The sequence below is a fragment of the Pseudomonas sp. Root562 genome, assembly GCF_001427125.1.
Lineage (GTDB): Bacteria > Pseudomonadota > Gammaproteobacteria > Pseudomonadales > Pseudomonadaceae > Aquipseudomonas.
On sequence record NZ_LMGK01000020.1, the window covers coordinates 376,423 to 392,643 of the forward strand.

Consider the following 16,221-nt stretch of genomic DNA (forward strand, 5'->3'; position numbering starts at 1 on the left):
ATGGGCTAGTTGTCAAATAGTGCTAGTACTTTGGTGCTATCGGTGGCGAATGCGTCGGTTTTGTTGGAGTTTCGCCTGGTAATCCGGCAAAAAACCTGTTGATCGCAAGGCAGCAGTAGCGAGCAAACTCACTTGTACAGAACCGTAAATTTGTACGACAAGCCCAGCGCTCATTCAGGATGGGAGCTCTTCATGATCGTCACCGTCCGACAATCCGAATGAATTTTCCGAGTGGCCTGCGATCCCTCTAATACAACAGGGAGGATCCAGGGCTTTATGAATAACGCAAAACTTTTCGTCATCGAGTACACCCTTCATGGCGCCCCAAAATCGTTCATTATCCGTCTGGACAAGATGGATAACGCCGAAGCCTGGCATTGGGCGAGCTGCGACGCGGGAGTCGGGCGTATCCCGCGCTTCGGCCGCGAAAAAGTGCAAAAGACCAGCAAGCCGATGGCGGAGAAATTCGGGGTGGAGAACGTCAAATGGCGGCCGGCGAATTGAATCTCGGCGGGTACGGGGGAATAGGCATGACAGGTACAACCATCAGCCAACCGGCGCATCTGGACTACGGGCTGGATACGCTGTTCGGTCGCGTCACCAAAAGCGCTGAATGCCGGGTTGGCCTGGAACAGGTCGAACATGCGCCGGACCGCTTCGCCGTGCGCATCACGGCGCCCTTGCCCGAAGACCTGGAACAGGCAAAAACCGTGGTATTGAGAGTCGAGGGACGTCGCCTGACCGGCACCGTTCGCCACAGTGAACGGTTGGACGATAACAGCCTGAAACTGGAAGTGGAGCCCGATTAGGCTCCACATTCCTGCGCACGGCTAACGATTGTCAGTGAGCGCACTTGCAGCCTTGATGACTGCATTCCTCGCCGTGTTCGTGATGCTTGGCGCAGGCTTCACAGCAATAGTGCTTGCCGTGACGCACAATCGGATGCTCGCCGAGCTTGCAGTTGCATTTCGGACAGTCACAGGTACGGTCGTCGGTCATGGAGCTGACTCCTTTTGCAGTGGTCGTCAGGGCTAGAGAAACGGCCCGTCTAATCAGTGTAGGATTTTTCAAGCAGCCCCGCGCCGCCCGCTACTGCGATACATGAAAACCAACGCCAACCCCAACAGCACCATCGCCAAAACACGACTCCCCGACAACTCAATCGCCGGATTCCCCAACCAGCCAAAATTGTCGATCAACATCCCCATCGCCAATTGCCCGACAATCACCGCCACCGTCGCCACCGCCGTCCCCACCCGCGGCACCGCGCCCACCATGACCATCATGTAGACAACCCCAAACAGCGCCCCGCTGAGTTGCCATTTCGGCACCTCCAGCAAACTCACTGCATGAACCGGTTCAAAAAACACAATCAGCAACCCGGTCAGTACCGTGCCGACTACAAAGGTCAGCAAGCTGCTGCGCAATACGCCGACCGTTTCGCCCAGACGCCCATTGATCGCCGCCTGCACACTCAACACCGCACCGGCGGCCACCACCACCGCCAACAAAATAATCAGACTCATCATTACCCCCGGGCAATCAGAACGAGTGCCGCAACAATCAGCAGCAAGGCCAGCCAACGTTCACCGTTAACTTTTTTTCGCGTGGCGCCGAACCAGCCGAAATGGTCGATCAAGACGCTCTTGCCAACCTGCCCGGACAGGATCGCGATCATGGTCATCGCAATACCGATATGCGGGGTTGCCAGGGTCAACACCACCACATAGATCGGCCCGAGAAAGCCACCAACCAATTGCCAGCGCGGCAGTTCGCTCAGGGCCGGCCCCTTTTGCGGGCCACTGAGCAACAGCAGGAAAAACAGAATCGCCGAGCCCACCCCGAAAATGCTCAGGGTCGCCCACAAATGACCGACCTGGACACCCAAAGGGCCAAGCAGACCGGCCTCCACGGAAAGGCCCATACCGGCCAGTATCACCAGTGGCAGCAGTAATAAACGCAACCCGGAGTTGGCGACCGGCGCCGGTACTCCCCCCACATCATCAACAGAAGCATGCATAGAAAACACCTGTGTAAAGGAATGATGGCGTGCATTATCGATTGGCATAGCTGTGCGATAAATGGGAGCATTCGGACAACACTTTTGCGCGTCTCGCACAGCAGGATCTACCATGCAAGGACTCAACGAATTGGGTTTCAAGGCGCTTCGGCTGTTTGTCGCGGTGCTCGACCACGGCAGTTTTTCCGAAGTCGCCCGCCGCGAAGGCGTGGCGCCGTCTTCGATTTCCCGCCAGATCCAATTGATCGAACAGGCCCTCGGCCAGCAATTGCTCTACCGCCACACCCGCGCCGTCATGCCTACCGAAGCTGGCCGAGTGCTGGGCGATCACGCGCGGCGGGTGCTGGTGCAATTGGAGGAAGCCGAACAGGCGTTGCAGGAACAACAAGCCGAACCGAGCGGACTGGTGCGCATCAATGCGCCGGTGGTCTTCGGTCAGCGGCACCTGTCACCCTGGCTGGGTCAACTGTGCGCGCGTTATCCGAAGCTGCAACTGGATATCCAGCAAACCGACAGCTATGTCGCACCGTTGCAGGAAGGCGCAGACCTGCTGTTTCGCATCGGTTCGCTGCACGACTCGAGCATGCAGGCGCGGGTGCTGGCGCCGCAGCGCTTTCAGGTCGCGGCGAGCCCGGCTTACCTGGAACGCCACGGCAGGCCCGAGCATCCCGACGAACTGGTCAACCACCAGTGCCTGCCCTACAAAGGCGTGGCTGGCCTGCAACGCTGGTTTTTCCGCAAGGGTACACAGCCGTGGGTACCGTATTCGGTGAAAGGGTCAATTACCGGCAACCACGCCGACACCCTGACGCAAGCCGCTGAACAGGGTTTGGGCCTGGTGATGTTTCCGTCATGGTTGATTGGCGAGGCGGTGCGCAGCGGCACGCTGGTGCCGGTGCTGGGCAACTATCAGGTATCCAACAGCCTGGAGCCGCAGCAGATCGCGATACTCTGGCCCGGCAGCCGACGCCTGTCGGTGAAGGTCAGGACGGTGATCGACTACTTCGTCCAATGCTTTGGCGAAGTGCCGTATTGGGACAGGTCATGACCCCTCAGGCGGAAAAGTTGCGCTTCTGTGGCGAGGGAGCTTGCTCCCGCTTGGCTGCGTAGCAGCCTTAAAAAAGCGGTGAGCGCTGCGCACTCAAGCGCGAGCAAGCTCGCTCGCCACAAAAAGCATCGCTGATCAGATTCGGAACTGCCCGACCAGACCGCCCAACCGCTGTCCCAGGTCGGCCAAACTGCGCGAAGTCTGCGCGCCGAGTTGGGTTTCATCGGCAACGTTGTCCACCGCCACCGCGATCTGGTGCACGCTGCGGTTGATCTCTTCCGCCACGGCGGTCTGCTCCTCGGCGGCGCTGGCGATCTGTGCGTTCATCGAATTGATGGTGGCGATCAACTGCGCCATCGTATCGAGCGAAGCACCCGCCTCATTGGCCTGCGCGGACGTGCCGTCACCGGCTTCGCTGGAACGTCGCATGGCTTCTACCGCCGATTGGGTGCCGGCCTGCAAGCGGTCGATCATGCCCTGGATTTCCTGGGTGCTGATCTGCGTACGACTGGCCAGCGCCCGTACCTCGTCGGCCACCACCGCAAAACCGCGCCCGGCCTCGCCGGCGCGGGCCGCTTCGATGGCGGCGTTGAGTGCCAGCAGGTTGGTCTGCTCGGCGATCGAACGAATCACCCCAAGCACGCTGACAATCGACGACACGTCTTTTTGCAGGCTGTCCAGGGACACGCCGCTGCTGCGAATGTCGTCCACCAACGCATGAATCTTGACGATGCTGCCGGCCACCACTCGCTTGGCAGCTTGTCCTTCTTCATCAGTCTGCTGGGCAGCAACCGCGGCGTTTTGCGCACTCTTGGCCACTTCCTGGGCAGCGGCGGACATTTCGTTGATCGCCGTGGCCACCTGGTCGGTCTCGTGACGCTGGCGCTCCATGGCCTGGTCGGAACGGTTGGCCTGTTCGGAAACCTGAGTCACCAGCCCGGTCAACTGTGAGGTCATCTCGGTGATCTGGCGCACCAGGCCATGGATCTTGTCGACGAAGCGGTTGAACGAACCCGCCAGTTGACCCAGCTCATCCTGGCTGGTGATGGTCAGGCGACGGGTCAGGTCCCCCTCACCCGCGGCGATGTCGTCGAGGTTGGCTTTCATCAGGTTCAATGGCCGCAGAATGGTGTTGGCCAGCAGCATGCCGGCTGCCGCGATCAGCAACAGCACCACCACGGCCACACCGACGATACTCAGCACCACGCCTTGCATACGCTCCTGAACCTTGGCCTCGACCACGGCGACTTGCGCCTCGATACCGTCGAGGTTGACCGACGTACCCACCGCCATGTCCCATTTCGGCAGGTATTCGGTGTAACCGAGCTTGGGCACCAGCACCTTATTGTTGCCCGGCAACGGCGAGCTGTATTGCAGATAGTGCGTCCCGTCCTGGGCGACTTTCACCAGATCACGATTGACGTAGACCCCGTTGGGGTCACGGTTGTCCTTGAAGCTTTTGGCTACGCCTTCCGGATCTTTGGCCTTGAACAGGCGCACGGTGTTGGAGTCATAGCCGAAGAAGTAGCCGTCCTTGCCGTAGGTGATGTTCGACAGCAACTTGATCGCCTGCGCCCGCGCTGCGTCATCGCCTTGCGCGGCAGCGTCGTACAGCGGCTTGATCGTGGTCATTGCCACGGCAACGTAACTTTGCAGGGTGGCCTTGGCATCGCTGAGCAGGCGCTCGCGGGTGACCTCGACCTCTTGGCGGGCCTGGCCTTGCAGGATGAACAACGTGGTCAGGCTGATGACCAGCGCGAAGAGCAATACCGGGAGGACGGCGAGGGACAGGACTTTGGCCTTCAGGCTCATGCGCATGACGTTCACTCTTTTGATTTTGTTGGCGTGGTTAAAGGCTATAACGGCACGCCAAGGCAAAACTGTAGGAGCCGGGCTTGCCGGCGAAAGCAATGTCAAAGACGCCTTCGCCGGCAAACCTGGCTTCTACATGAGTGAAATCAGAGGACCATCGCGGCCACCCAGCCAAACGCCAGCAACGGCAGGTTGTAGTGCAGGAAGGTCGGGACCACGGTGTCCCAGATGTGATGGTGCTGGCCGTCGATGTTCAGGCCGGAAGTCGGGCCGAGGGTCGAGTCCGATGCCGGCGAACCGGCATCACCGAGGGCACCGGCCGTACCGACAATGCACACGATGGCGATCGGACTGAAGCCAAGTTGCACGCACAACGGCACGAAAATCACCGCCAGGATCGGCACGGTGGAAAACGACGAACCGATGCCCATGGTCACCAGCAATCCCACCAGCAGCATCAGCAAGGCGCCGATGGCTTTGCTGTGGCCGATCCACGCTGCCGACGTTTCGACGAGTGTCTGCACTTGCCCGGTGGCCTTGATCACTTCGCCAAACCCGGAAGCGGCGATCATGATGAAGCCGATCATCGCCATCATCTTCATGCCTTCGGTGAACAGGTCATCGGTGTCACGCCATTTTACGATGCCCGATACCGAGAAAATCAGGAAACCGGCCAGCGCACCGATGATCATCGAGTCCAGCAACAGCTGAATAATGAAGGCCGCCGCAATCGCCGCACCCGCGACCATCAGGCTCAACGGGTTGTATTGCACCGCAACCTGTTCGACTTGCTCGATCTTTTGCAGATCGTAGACACGCTTCTTGCGGTAACTGACGAACGCAATCAGCAAGCCCACCAGCATGCCCAGCGCCGGAATCCCCATAGCGTGGGTGACGTTGATGCCGCTGATGTCCACGCCGCTGCGGGCGACGTTGGCCAGCAGGATCTCATTGAGGAAGATGTTGCCGAAGCCCACGGGCAGAAACATGTACGGGGTGATGAGGCCGAAGGTAATGACACAGGCGATCAACCGGCGATCGAGTTGCAACTTGGTCAGCACGTATAAAAGCGGCGGCACCAGCAAGGGAATGAAGGCGATATGTATCGGCAAGATGTTCTGCGAGGCAATGGCCACGACCCAGAGCAACCCGATCAACAACCACTTGACCTGGCCACCGCCCGAGGCGTGCTGGCGATCGACCATCGCCAAGGCCTTGTCGGCCAGGGCATGGGCCATGCCGGACTTGGCAATGGCCACCGCGAATGCACCGAGCAAGGCGTAGGACAACGCCACGGTCGCCCCGCCGCCGAGCCCGCTGTTGAAGGCTTTGAGCGTCGCCTCGATCCCCAGGCCACCGGTCAAGCCACCCACCAGCGCACCTACGATCAGCGCGATCACCACATGCACGCGGGACAGGCTGAGTATCAGCATGACGCCGACCGCGGCAATTACTGCATTCATTGTCACTACTCCAGACAAGCGAAAAGAGTCCAGCCGGGCGCCTGCATGAGCCACCAGCGGGTTAAAGAATGGGTCTTATTAGAAGGGCGCGCACTTTGCCGCAGACACGGCCCGGTGTCAAAGCCGCGCTCGAGGTCATTTATTCACCGGGGCGAGATAAAGAAAGCCAAATCACAGCCGTTACAGTGCAAAGTCTCAGATATTTATCGAATAAGGACGTCTCCATGTCGCTCAGACAACTTTCCATTCAATGGAAAATCACCCTGCTGGCCGGGCTGTGCCTGGCGGGCATCGTGACCCTGCTGGTAGGTCTTTCGCTGTACCGCATGGAGCACAGCTCCGAGTTGGTGAAAGCCTCGAGCATGGAAATGCTGACTGAAGCGGCGCAGGCACGGATCGAGTCCCAGGGTGAAAACCAGGCACTGGTCATTCGCCAGCAGTTCATGGACGCCTATCAATACGGGCATGGATTTTCCCGTCAGGTGCTGTTTTTGCGAGACCAGGCCGAGAAGCGTTTCCTCGATGCCTTCGACCTGCGCGAAGACCTGACACGACAGGTCAAATCAGCCCTGCAAGCCAACCCCGAACTGCTCGGCTTGTCCCTGGTGTTTGAGCCCAATGGCCTGGATGGCAAGGACGATCTGTTCAGCGGACAAGCCGAACTGGGCAGTAACGATAAGGGCCGTTTTGCCCTGTACTGGTCACAGCCGACGCCGGGCAAGGTAACGTCCATGGCGCTGCCGGAAAGCGACATGGCCGACACCAGCAGCGGCCCCAGCGGCGAACCGGCCAATGCCTGGTTCACCTGCCCGCGCACCCGCCTCAAGCCCTGCGTGATCGAACCCTACTTTTATGTGATCGACGGCCAGAAAGTGCTGATGACCAGCATCGTGTTCCCGCTGATGGTCAACGGCAAGGTCATCGCTTCGCTATCGGTGGATATCAACCTCAACAGCTTGCAAACGATCAGTCAGGGCGCCAGCAAAAAGCTCTACGACGGCCAGACCAGCGTCAGTATTGTCAGCCCGGCCGGCCTGCTCGCCGGTCACAGCCCGGACGCCGACAAACTCAGCCAGCGCCTGGAAACCGTGGACCAGACCAGCGGTGCCGAACTGATGCGCATGCTCGCCGGCAGCAGCCAGACCGGCAGCCTGCACAGCCATCAGCAGCTCAAAGTCATATCGCCCTTCCAACCGATTCCCGATGGAAAATCCTGGGGTGTGTTGCTCGACGTCCCTGAAAAAGTGCTGATCGGTCCCGCCGAAGCCTTGAAAAAGCAGCTGGATGAAAGCAACACGGCCGGCACACTGACCGAGTTGGGGCTGGGTGTCCTCGCCGCATTGATCGGGCTGGTACTGGTGTGGCTGATGGCCCGCAGTGTGACCAAACCGATCCTCGGCGTGGCACACATGCTCGAAGGCATCGCCAGCGGTGAAGGTGACCTGACTCGACGCCTGGCCTACGACAAACAGGATGAACTGGGTCAATTGGCGGGCTGGTTCAACCGCTTCCTCGACAAACTGCAACCGATCATCGCCGAAGTGAAACGCTCAGTGCAGGATGCCCGCAACACCGCTGACCAATCGTCCGCCATCGCCACCCAGACCAGCGCCGGCATGGAACAGCAATATCGTCAGGTGGATCAGGTCGCCACCGCGTCCCACGAAATGAGCGCCACTGCCCAGGATGTCGCCCGCAGTGCCGCCCAGGCCGCACAAGCGGCGCGGGATGCCGACCAGGCGACTCGCCAAGGCCTGACCGTGATCGACCGCACCACCACCAGCATCGACAACCTCGCCGCCGACATGAGCGCGGCCATGGTCCAGGTTGAAGGCCTGGCTGCCAATAGCGAAAAAATCGGGTCGGTACTCGAAGTGATCCGCGCCATTGCTGAACAGACCAACCTGCTGGCACTCAACGCCGCCATCGAAGCCGCCCGTGCCGGTGAAGCCGGGCGTGGGTTTGCCGTGGTGGCCGATGAAGTGCGCAACCTGGCGCGACGCACCCAGGAGTCCGTCGAGGAAACCCGTGTGGTGATCGAGCAATTGCAAAGCGGCACCCAGGATGTGGTGGGCTCGATGGGCAACAGCCATCGCCAGGCCCAGGGCAGTGTCGAGCAGGTTGGACAGGCCGTTACGGCACTGCGGCAGATCGGCGATGCGGTGACCGTGATCAGCGACATGAACCTGCAAATCGCCAGTGCAGCCGAAGAACAAAGTGCTGTCGCCGAGGAGATCAATAACAACGTCGCGACCATTCGCGATGTGACCGAATCGTTGTCGGGACAAGCCAACGAATCAGCACGGGTGAGCCAGTCGCTCAATTGCCTGGCCAATCATCAGCAGGGGTTGATGGATCAGTTCCGCGTCTAATTACCACTGATCCCCTGTAGGAGCCGGCTTGCTGGCGATGGCGGCGACACATTCAGTATCAATGTGTCCAGTACACCGCTATCGCGAGCAAGCTCGCTCCCACAGGTTTTCGTGTACATCCTTGCCATTCACTTTCCATCTTCAATGATGGCGAGTGGATATCTTCCGGAAGCCGATTATGCTTCATGAAACCTTGCAGCGATGCGAGGCCGTCAGTCTGTGTCCCAGGGCCCGGGTACGGCAACAAATGAGAGGTGCTCCGGCCTAAAACAAGAACAACGGAGAAAACTCATGGCGGCAATCGACAATACAACCACGGGCAGTGCGCCCAACCGCGGGATTACCAAGGAGGAACGTAAAGTCATCTTTGCCTCGTCCTTGGGCACCGTGTTCGAGTGGTACGACTTTTACCTGTATGGCTCCCTCGCCGCGATCATCGCCAAGCACTTCTTCGCCGGCGTCAACGAGACCACGTCCTTCATCTTCGCTTTGCTCGCGTTCGCCGCAGGTTTTGCCGTGCGGCCATTCGGCGCGATTGTGTTCGGCCGACTGGGTGACATGATCGGACGCAAACACACCTTCCTCATCACCATTGTGATCATGGGTGTTTCCACGGCGGTGGTGGGTTTCCTCCCGGGGTACGCGACCATCGGGGTGGCGGCGCCGATCATCCTCATCACCCTGCGCTTGCTGCAAGGCCTGGCCCTGGGCGGCGAGTACGGTGGTGCGGCGACTTACGTGGCCGAGCATGCGCCAAAAGGCAAACGCGGTTACTTCACCTCATGGATTCAGACCACCGCGACCCTCGGTCTGTTTCTGTCACTGCTGGTGATCCTGGCCTGTCGCACAGCGCTGGGCACTGAAGCCTTCGAAGCCTGGGGCTGGCGGATCCCGTTCCTGCTGTCGATCCTGCTGTTGATCATCTCGGTGTACATCCGCCTGCAACTCAACGAGTCACCGGTGTTCCTGAAAATGAAGGCTGAGGGCAAATCCTCCAAGGCGCCGCTGACCGAATCTTTCGCCCGCTGGGACAACCTCAAGATCGTCATCATGGCCCTGCTCGGCGGCACTGCCGGGCAAGCCGTGGTCTGGTACACCGGGCAGTTCTACGCGCTGTTCTTCCTGTTGCAAACATTGAAAATCGAACCGCAGACCGCCAACCTGCTGATCGCCGGCTCGTTGCTGATCGGCACGCCGTTCTTCGTGATTTTCGGCAGCCTGTCCGATCGGATCGGCCGCAAAGGGATCATAATGGCCGGCTGCATCCTCGCGGCGCTGACGTATTTCCCGATTTTCAATGCGCTGACCCAGTACGGCAATCCCGATGTGTTCGTCGCCCAGGAGAAAAACCCGGTCACGGTGGTCGCCGATCCTGACCAGTGTTCGTTCCAGTTCGACCCGGTGGGCAAGGCCAAATTCACCAGTTCCTGTGACTTGGCCAAGACCGTGCTGGCCAGACGGGCGATCCCCTATAAAAACGAAAAAGCCGAGCCGGGCACTGTGGCGCAGGTGCGGATCGGTGAGAAGGTGATCCAGAGTTTCGAGGGCACCGGCATGCCGGCCGCCGACTTCAAGGCCAAGAACGATGCCTTCACCGCCTCGCTCGCTACCGCTCTGAAGGAGGCCGGCTACCCCGAAAAGGCTGACCCGGCCAAGACCAACTATCCGATGGTGTTGTTGCTCCTGACCATTCTCGTCATCTACGTGACCATGGTGTACGGCCCGATCGCCGCGTGGCTGGTTGAACTGTTCCCGGCACGTATCCGCTATACCTCGATGTCGCTGCCGTACCACATCGGCAACGGCTGGTTTGGCGGGTTCCTGCCGACGGTGGCCTTCGCTATGGTGGCAGCCACTGGGGATATCTATTACGGCCTGTGGTATCCGATCGTGATCGCAGTGATGACGGCGATTCTGGGGATTTTCTTCATGCCGGAAACCAAGGATCGGGAGATTCATCACACCTGAAACCGGCACAACACAACCCCTGTGGGAGCACGGCTTGCCGGCGATGGCGGACAGGAGATCGCCATCGCGAGCAAGCTTTGCTCCTACGGGAGATGTTGGTGGGTTATCAGGTGCGTTTTGGTAGTTCGATCAACACTTTCAACCCGCCCCACTCGCTCACCTGCAAGTGCATGCCCCCGCCCCAGGTGTCGACGATATCGCGCACAATGCCCAGGCCCAGGCCATGCCCATCGGCCTGTTCATCCAGCCGTGCGCCGCGGCTGAACACCTGATCGCGCCGGTCTTCGGGAATGCCCGGCCCGTCGTCTTCGACAATCAGCTGAAAACTTTCTGCAGCCTCGACCACACTCAATCGGACTTCGGCATCGGACCATTTGCAGGCGTTGTCCAACAGGTTGCCGAGCAGTTCCAGCAGATCCTCGCGATCCCATGGCAGTTGCAGCCCGGCCGGGGTGCGATAGCTCAGGTTCAGATGGTCGCCGTGAATCATGTTCAATGTCGCCAACAACCCCGGCAGTTCGGCGTCGCAGTCAAACAGTGCGCCCGGCAGTGCATCGCCGGCCAAGCGAGCGCGATTGAGTTCACGATTGAGCCGCTGTTGCACCTGTTCCAGTTGTTCCTTGAGCACCTTGCGCAGTTGCGGATGCGCGTCGAGCTGTTCGCTCGAGGCAAGACTCAACAGCACGGCCAATGGGGTTTTCAAGGCGTGACCCAGATTGCCCAAGGCATTGCGCGAGCGCTTGAGGCTGTCTTCAGTGTGAGCCAGCAGGTGGTTGATCTGCGCCACCAGCGGCTCCAATTCCACCGGTACCTGCTCATCAAGTTGCGAACGCTGGCCCTGTTGCAGTTGCGCGATCTGTTCGCGGGCCTTTTCCAGCGGGCGCAAGGCGCGACGCACAGTGACCCGTTGCAACAGCAGGATCAGCAGCAACCCCGCCAGCCCCAGTCCGAGCCCGACCTGCTGCATCCGCTGGAAGCTCTCGCGCACCGGCGTGTAATCCTGCGCCACACTGATGGAAATCGACTGGCCGAGGCGCCGATAGTCGGAACGCAACACCAGCAATTGCTGCCCTTCCGGCCCCAGTTGCAGGTTGCTGTGCAGGCCGGGATGATCGAGGCGCGGCAGCTCCTGATCCCACAATGAACGGGAGCGCCAATGACTGTCGGCAAAATCGATACGGAAATAATGACCGGAAAACGGCCGTTGATAGGCTGGAGACAAGCGCCGCTCATCCAGTTGCAAGCCCTGCGGGCCACGCACCAGCGCCACCAGCAGGCTCTCGCTGTCGTTGCGCAATCCCGCCTCGAGGTAGCGCTGCAAGCCCATTTCAAACAACCACAGACTGGTTTGCGCCAGTATCAGGCCGACAATCACCATGACGCTGATCAGGCCAAGGCTCAAGCGCCGCTGGATCGACCTCACCTGGCTTGCCCGCCGAACAGGTAACCCTGGCCGCGACGGGTTTCGATCACACTCTTGCCGAGCTTGCGCCGCAGGTGATTGACGTGAACTTCCAGCACGTTGGAATCGCGCTCGGTTTCACCGTCGTAGAGGTGTTCGGCGAGGTGGCTTTTGGAAAGGATTTGCTCGGGGTGCAGCATGAAATAACGCAGCAAGCGGAACTCGGCTGCGGTGAGCTGGACCTCGGCGCCATCGCGTGTCACACACTGACGGCCCTCGTCCAGATGCAACCCGGCAGCCTTGAGCGTCGGTTGATTGGCCTGGCCGTGGGAGCGACGCAACAACGCCTGAATGCGTAAATGCAGCTCTTCGGGATGGAACGGTTTGGTCAGGTAATCGTCGGCACCGGCCTTCAGGCCTTCGATGCGTTCAGCCCAGGAACCGCGTGCGGTGAGGATCAGCACTGGCGTAGCCAAACCTGCGGCGCGCCATTGGGCCAGCACGTCCAACCCCGGGACGCCCGGCAAACCGAGGTCGAGGATGATCAGGTCATAGGGCTCGGTACTGCCCTGATGCAGCGCGTCGCGACCATCGGCCAGCCAGTCCACGGCGTACCCTTGGCGATTGAGGCCGGCCATCAATTCGTCGGCCAGGGGCACGTGGTCTTCCACCAGGAGCAAACGCATCGGTCAGTCTTCCTTGTCTTTCAGTAATCGGCCGGTGGCGGCGTCAAGGTCAAGCTCGCGCACCACGCCTTCAGTAGTGAGCAACTCGACTTCGTAAATATAGATGTCGTGCTTCTCTTCGAGCTCAGCCTCCAACAGTTTGGCCTCGGGGTAGCGGTCCAGCGCCTGTTGCAACAATTGCTCGAGCGGCAGGATCACCCCCTGTTGGCGCAGGCGCAGGGCTTCGTCCTGATCGAGGTCACGAGCCATGGCCACCGAACAGAAAGCCAGCAGCACCAGCGCCAGTCGACTGCCGGCGCGCCGTGTTGTAAAGGAAAGCAGCGTCATTACGAATCCTGATGATCCTTGAGAACCTGCCCGCTGACAGCGTCTAATTCCAGATCCCAATCGATACCCTGCGAGTCGCGCAGTTCAATCTGGTAGATGTACTTGCCGTACTCTTCTTCCAGCTCGGTTTCGGTGATAGTGGAACCCGGGTGCCTGGTCAACGCGGTGGCATTGAGTTTCTCGAAAGACACAATGGTACCAGCGTCGCGCAGCCTCAAGGCTTCATCCGGCCCCAGATCGCGCGCGTGGGCGATACTGGCGGTCAGGCTGATGATGGACGCGGTGAACAGGGCAGTCAGGGTTTTCATGGGTGTCTCCGTATTCTTTTAGGTGTTGCCTACGGGGGCCACGTTAGCGATAAGAACTTAATTGAAGCTGAATTGCCATCATTGGCCACAGCAACACAAAACCTGTAGGAGCACGGCTTGCCGGCGATGGCGCCCGGGAGATCGCCATCGCGAGCAAGCTTTGCTCCTACGGGTTTGGCGCAAGCTGTTACATAATTAACTGTTGCCAGACACAGAGGCCGGTATGACCGCCATCCACATCAAGTTTCCCTCCCTGACGCTCAAGGCCGGGCCGCGTGCCTTGGCGCGCATCCGTGAAAACGGGTTGCAGGCTGCCGATGTCGGCACGTTGCCGGGCGCTGCCGGTGGCCCCAAGGCATTGGGGATTCAGGGGCTGGACCTGGCGTTATTCGGCCAATGGTTGCCGACGGCGCCCCGGGAGCGCTCGCTGATCGGCGCATCGGTGGGTTCCTGGCGCTTCGCCAGTGCCTGCCTGCCGGACGCGGCCGAAGGCATCCGCCGACTTGGCCACCTCTACACCGAGCAGGATTTCGCCAAGGGTGTGACCATGGCGCAAATCAGCCAGAGCTCGCGGCGCATGCTCGATGACTTGCTCGACGGTCACGATGCCGCCCTGCTCGCCAACCCCCATTACCGCCTGAACGTCATGGTGGTCAAAAGCCACGGCCTGCTCGCGGATGACCATCGCGGGCGTCTGGGCCTTGGCCTGTCGTCGGTGATTGCCGATAACCTGCGCGGCCGCGCGCGGCTGTCGCGGCACTTCGAACGGTTGATCATTCACGATCCGCGCCTGGCGCCGCCGGTCAATGCGCTGAATGACTTCCCGTCACGTTTCGTCGCCCTCGATGCCGGGAATCTGCGCCAGGCCTTGCTAGCCTCCGGATCGATCCCGATGGTGATGGAAGGCGTGCGCGATCTGCCGGGTGCCGGCGCCGGGACGTTCCGCGACGGCGGCTTGCTCGACTATCACCTCGACCTGCCCTACAGCGGCGATGACATCGTGCTCTATCCGCATTTCACCGACCGGGTGATTCCCGGCTGGTTCGACAAGACGCTGCCTTGGCGCCGCGCCTGCCCGGCACGCCTGCAAAATGTCTTGCTGGTGGCGCCGTCGAAGGAGTACCTGGCGCGTTTGCCCTACGGCAAACTGCCGGACCGCAACGACTTCAAACGTTTCATGGGCGACGCCCCGAGCCGACAGAAATACTGGCGTGCGGCGATGGATGAAAGTCGGCGCCTGGGCGATGAGTTTCTCGAACTGGCCGCCAACGGTCGCCTTGGCGAGCGCTTGCTGACCCTTTAGTCAGGACAAGCTGTTAAACTCGCCGCCTGCCCGAATCGCTGCGGCGAACGCCATCTGAACAGAGCTGAAAACACTGTGGAAATTTTCAAAGAGTTTACTTTCGAATCCGCCCACCGCCTGCCCCACGTCCCGGACGGCCACAAGTGCGGCCGCCTGCATGGTCACTCGTTCAAAGTGGCGATTCATCTGAGCGGCGACCTCGATCCGCACACCGGCTGGATCCGCGATTTCTCCGAGATCAAGGCGATCTTCAAGCCGCTGTACGAGCGTCTGGACCACAACTATCTGAACGACATTCCCGGCCTGGAAAACCCGACCAGTGAAGTGTTGGCCAAGTTCATCTGGGCCGAAATGAAACCTCTGCTGCCGGAACTCAGTGCGATCCGCATCCACGAGACGTGCACCAGCGGTTGCATCTATCGCGGCGAGTAAACCTGCCAATGGATGCACAACCCTGTAGGAGCGAGCCTGCTCGCGATGGACGTCAAGACACCGCGTTTTTTCCAGATACACCACGTTAACGTTAACGTCTTTCGCGAGCAGGCTCGCTCCTACATTGGGTATGCGTTTCGTCAGTGATACAAAAAACAGCCTTCAACGGCTGTTTTTTTATGCCTATGCTTTTTGGCTCGCACCTGCCAAGAGGACACGTCCATGACTGAATGGCCACTGGCTCAAACCTACCGCTTCAAAGGGCACTCCGTTCGCTATGCCGTTCGCGGCGATGGCCCGCCGCTGGTGTTCGTGCACGGCACACCCTTCTCTTCTTATGTATGGCACCGGATTGCGCCGCATTTCATCACCACGCACCGCATTCACTACTTCGACCTGCTGGGCTACGGGCTATCCGAGAAAGTTGAGGGTGACGTTTCATTGGGCGTGCAGAACGAATTACTGGCGCAACTGTTGGAACACTGGGGCCTGGATAACCCCGATGTGGTGGCCCATGACTTTGGCGGCGCGACCACCCTGCGTGCGCACCTGCTCAACGGCAAGGATTACCGCAGCCTGACGCTGATCGACCCGGTCGCGCTGACGCCCTGGGGCTCGCCGTTCGTGCAACATGTGCGACAGCATGAAGCGGCGTTCAGCGGATTGCCCGACTACATTCAGCAAGCCATCGTGCCGGCCTATATCCGCGGGGCAATCAAACGCGACATTCCGGACGACGAACTCGCACCGTACGTGCAACCCTGGCTGGGCGACCCCGGGCAAGCGGCCTTTTACCGGCAGATCGCTCAGATGGACGAACGCTTCACCCGCGAAGTCGAAGGCTTCTACCCGACGATGCGCTGCCCGGTGCAGATCCTGTGGGGCGAGGACGATCAGTGGATTCCCATCGAACGCGGGCGAGCCTTGCAACAGATGATCCCGGGCGCACAGTTTCACGCGGTTCCCAACGCCGGTCATCTGGTGCAGGAAGATGCTCCTGAGGCCGTTGTCGCGGCGTTGATGCGATTTTTGCCACTGGCGGGGATTGCCATCACCGAGCTAACGTAAGGACATTGACAA

General features: G+C 60.1%; 17 protein-coding genes and 2 pseudogenes. 9 read left to right on the forward strand and 10 right to left on the reverse strand.

What is annotated here, in order from left to right:
* The first annotated feature begins 276 nt into the window (after positions 1-276).
* Together ASD60_RS15385 and ASD60_RS15390 are read left to right on the forward strand one after the other, a co-directional pair.
* A complete protein-coding gene (locus tag ASD60_RS15385) occupies positions 277-504 on the forward strand; it encodes a DUF6555 family protein (RefSeq protein ID WP_008152143.1) in 228 nt (75 codons plus the stop codon).
* 26 nt (positions 505-530) lie between these two features.
* Positions 531-809 (forward strand): hypothetical protein, encoded by a 279-nt coding sequence (locus tag ASD60_RS15390; protein WP_056854902.1) that lies wholly within the window; start codon positions 531-533, stop codon positions 807-809.
* A 31-nt stretch (positions 810-840) separates the two neighbouring features.
* Here the strand turns inward: ASD60_RS15390 and ASD60_RS15395 are convergent, their stop codons facing one another.
* From ASD60_RS15395 to ASD60_RS15405, 3 genes are all read right to left on the reverse strand, one after another.
* Positions 841-999 (reverse strand): metallothionein, encoded by a 159-nt coding sequence (locus ASD60_RS15395; protein WP_056854808.1) that lies wholly within the window; start codon positions 997-999, stop codon positions 841-843.
* A 68-nt stretch (positions 1,000-1,067) separates the two neighbouring features.
* The gene (locus tag ASD60_RS15400) at positions 1,068-1,529 is read right to left on the reverse strand and encodes a DMT family transporter (protein WP_177336587.1); all 462 of its coding nucleotides are present in this window, start codon (positions 1,527-1,529) and stop codon (positions 1,068-1,070) included.
* Positions 1,529-2,020: a DMT family transporter gene (locus ASD60_RS15405; protein ID WP_056854810.1), complete on the reverse strand. Its 492-nt coding sequence runs from the start codon at positions 2,018-2,020 to the stop codon at positions 1,529-1,531. The genes ASD60_RS15400 and ASD60_RS15405 overlap by 1 nt, the downstream gene beginning before the upstream one ends.
* A 112-nt stretch (positions 2,021-2,132) precedes the next feature.
* Between ASD60_RS15405 and ASD60_RS15410 the strand changes: the two genes are divergently transcribed.
* A complete protein-coding gene (locus ASD60_RS15410) occupies positions 2,133-3,068 on the forward strand; it encodes a LysR family transcriptional regulator (RefSeq protein ID WP_056854811.1) in 936 nt (311 codons plus the stop codon).
* 135 nt (positions 3,069-3,203) lie between these two features.
* On the opposite strand, the gene ASD60_RS29915 is transcribed toward ASD60_RS15410, so the two are convergent.
* The 3 genes and pseudogenes from ASD60_RS29915 to ASD60_RS15420 all read right to left on the reverse strand — a co-directional run bounded on the left by ASD60_RS29915 (position 3,204) and on the right by ASD60_RS15420 (position 6,343).
* Positions 3,204-4,025: a methyl-accepting chemotaxis protein gene (locus ASD60_RS29915; RefSeq protein WP_442966008.1), complete on the reverse strand. Its 822-nt coding sequence runs from the start codon at positions 4,023-4,025 to the stop codon at positions 3,204-3,206.
* 36 nt (positions 4,026-4,061) lie between these two features.
* Positions 4,062-4,886, reverse strand: a pseudogene (locus ASD60_RS29920) (cache domain-containing protein); the annotation flags it as partial.
* Positions 4,887-5,026: 140 nt separating this feature from the next.
* Positions 5,027-6,343: a Na+/H+ antiporter family protein gene (locus tag ASD60_RS15420; protein WP_056854813.1), complete on the reverse strand. Its 1,317-nt coding sequence runs from the start codon at positions 6,341-6,343 to the stop codon at positions 5,027-5,029.
* 1,367 nt (positions 6,344-7,710) lie between these two features.
* Here ASD60_RS15420 and ASD60_RS29925 point away from each other — a divergent pair.
* From ASD60_RS29925 to ASD60_RS15430, 3 genes and pseudogenes are all read left to right on the forward strand, one after another.
* Positions 7,711-7,857 (forward strand): annotated as a pseudogene (locus ASD60_RS29925) (HAMP domain-containing protein); the annotation flags it as partial.
* A 102-nt stretch (positions 7,858-7,959) separates the two neighbouring features.
* Positions 7,960-8,715: a methyl-accepting chemotaxis protein gene (locus tag ASD60_RS29930; protein ID WP_442966009.1), complete on the forward strand. Its 756-nt coding sequence runs from the start codon at positions 7,960-7,962 to the stop codon at positions 8,713-8,715.
* 291 nt (positions 8,716-9,006) lie between these two features.
* Positions 9,007-10,683 (forward strand): MFS transporter, encoded by a 1,677-nt coding sequence (locus ASD60_RS15430; RefSeq protein WP_056854815.1) that lies wholly within the window; start codon positions 9,007-9,009, stop codon positions 10,681-10,683.
* A 106-nt stretch (positions 10,684-10,789) separates the two neighbouring features.
* Here the strand turns inward: ASD60_RS15430 and ASD60_RS15435 are convergent, their stop codons facing one another.
* The 4 genes from ASD60_RS15435 to ASD60_RS15450 are packed head-to-tail and all read right to left on the reverse strand — an operon-like array spanning position 10,790 to position 13,406.
* The gene (locus ASD60_RS15435; RefSeq protein WP_056854816.1) at positions 10,790-12,106 is read right to left on the reverse strand and encodes a sensor histidine kinase; all 1,317 of its coding nucleotides are present in this window, start codon (positions 12,104-12,106) and stop codon (positions 10,790-10,792) included.
* Positions 12,103-12,771 (reverse strand): response regulator transcription factor, encoded by a 669-nt coding sequence (locus ASD60_RS15440; RefSeq protein ID WP_056854817.1) that lies wholly within the window; start codon positions 12,769-12,771, stop codon positions 12,103-12,105. Before ASD60_RS15440 ends, ASD60_RS15435 begins: the two co-directional genes overlap by 4 nt.
* Positions 12,772-12,774: 3 nt before the next feature.
* Positions 12,775-13,098, reverse strand: a complete 324-nt coding sequence (locus ASD60_RS15445; protein ID WP_056854818.1) for a PepSY domain-containing protein — start codon at positions 13,096-13,098, stop codon at positions 12,775-12,777.
* A complete protein-coding gene (locus ASD60_RS15450; protein ID WP_056854819.1) occupies positions 13,098-13,406 on the reverse strand; it encodes a PepSY domain-containing protein in 309 nt (102 codons plus the stop codon). The genes ASD60_RS15445 and ASD60_RS15450 overlap by 1 nt, the downstream gene beginning before the upstream one ends.
* Before the next feature lie 223 nt (positions 13,407-13,629).
* Here ASD60_RS15450 and ASD60_RS15455 point away from each other — a divergent pair, with 223 nt between their 5' ends.
* The 3 genes from ASD60_RS15455 to ASD60_RS15465 all read left to right on the forward strand — a co-directional run bounded on the left by ASD60_RS15455 (position 13,630) and on the right by ASD60_RS15465 (position 16,209).
* Entirely contained in the window at positions 13,630-14,709 is a 1,080-nt protein-coding gene (locus ASD60_RS15455) for a hypothetical protein (protein WP_056854820.1), read from the forward strand.
* Positions 14,710-14,784: 75 nt separating this feature from the next.
* Positions 14,785-15,141, forward strand: a complete 357-nt coding sequence (queD, locus tag ASD60_RS15460; RefSeq protein WP_056854821.1) for a 6-carboxytetrahydropterin synthase QueD — start codon at positions 14,785-14,787, stop codon at positions 15,139-15,141.
* Between the two features lie 222 nt (positions 15,142-15,363).
* Complete coding sequence (locus ASD60_RS15465) at positions 15,364-16,209, forward strand: alpha/beta fold hydrolase (RefSeq protein ID WP_056854822.1); 846 nt, start codon at positions 15,364-15,366, stop codon at positions 16,207-16,209.
* Positions 16,210-16,221: the final 12 nt, after the last annotated feature.

Coding starts and splice junctions, on each gene's coding strand:
- ASD60_RS15385 (WP_008152143.1), top strand. CDS start 277: ATGAATAACGCAAAACTTTTCGTCATCGAGTACACCCTTCATGGCGCC.
- ASD60_RS15390 (WP_056854902.1), top strand. CDS start 531: ATGACAGGTACAACCATCAGCCAACCGGCGCATCTGGACTACGGGCTG.
- ASD60_RS15395 (WP_056854808.1), bottom strand. CDS start 999: ATGACCGACGACCGTACCTGTGACTGTCCGAAATGCAACTGCAAGCTC.
- ASD60_RS15400 (WP_177336587.1), bottom strand. CDS start 1,529: ATGATGAGTCTGATTATTTTGTTGGCGGTGGTGGTGGCCGCCGGTGCG.
- ASD60_RS15405 (WP_056854810.1), bottom strand. CDS start 2,020: ATGCATGCTTCTGTTGATGATGTGGGGGGAGTACCGGCGCCGGTCGCC.
- ASD60_RS15410 (WP_056854811.1), top strand. CDS start 2,133: ATGCAAGGACTCAACGAATTGGGTTTCAAGGCGCTTCGGCTGTTTGTC.
- ASD60_RS29915 (WP_442966008.1), bottom strand. CDS start 4,025: ATGACCTCACAGTTGACCGGGCTGGTGACTCAGGTTTCCGAACAGGCC.
- ASD60_RS15420 (WP_056854813.1), bottom strand. CDS start 6,343: ATGAATGCAGTAATTGCCGCGGTCGGCGTCATGCTGATACTCAGCCTG.
- ASD60_RS29930 (WP_442966009.1), top strand. CDS start 7,960: ATGGAACAGCAATATCGTCAGGTGGATCAGGTCGCCACCGCGTCCCAC.
- ASD60_RS15430 (WP_056854815.1), top strand. CDS start 9,007: ATGGCGGCAATCGACAATACAACCACGGGCAGTGCGCCCAACCGCGGG.
- ASD60_RS15440 (WP_056854817.1), bottom strand. CDS start 12,771: ATGCGTTTGCTCCTGGTGGAAGACCACGTGCCCCTGGCCGACGAATTG.
- ASD60_RS15445 (WP_056854818.1), bottom strand. CDS start 13,098: ATGACGCTGCTTTCCTTTACAACACGGCGCGCCGGCAGTCGACTGGCG.
- ASD60_RS15450 (WP_056854819.1), bottom strand. CDS start 13,406: ATGAAAACCCTGACTGCCCTGTTCACCGCGTCCATCATCAGCCTGACC.
- ASD60_RS15455 (WP_056854820.1), top strand. CDS start 13,630: ATGACCGCCATCCACATCAAGTTTCCCTCCCTGACGCTCAAGGCCGGG.
- ASD60_RS15465 (WP_056854822.1), top strand. CDS start 15,364: ATGACTGAATGGCCACTGGCTCAAACCTACCGCTTCAAAGGGCACTCC.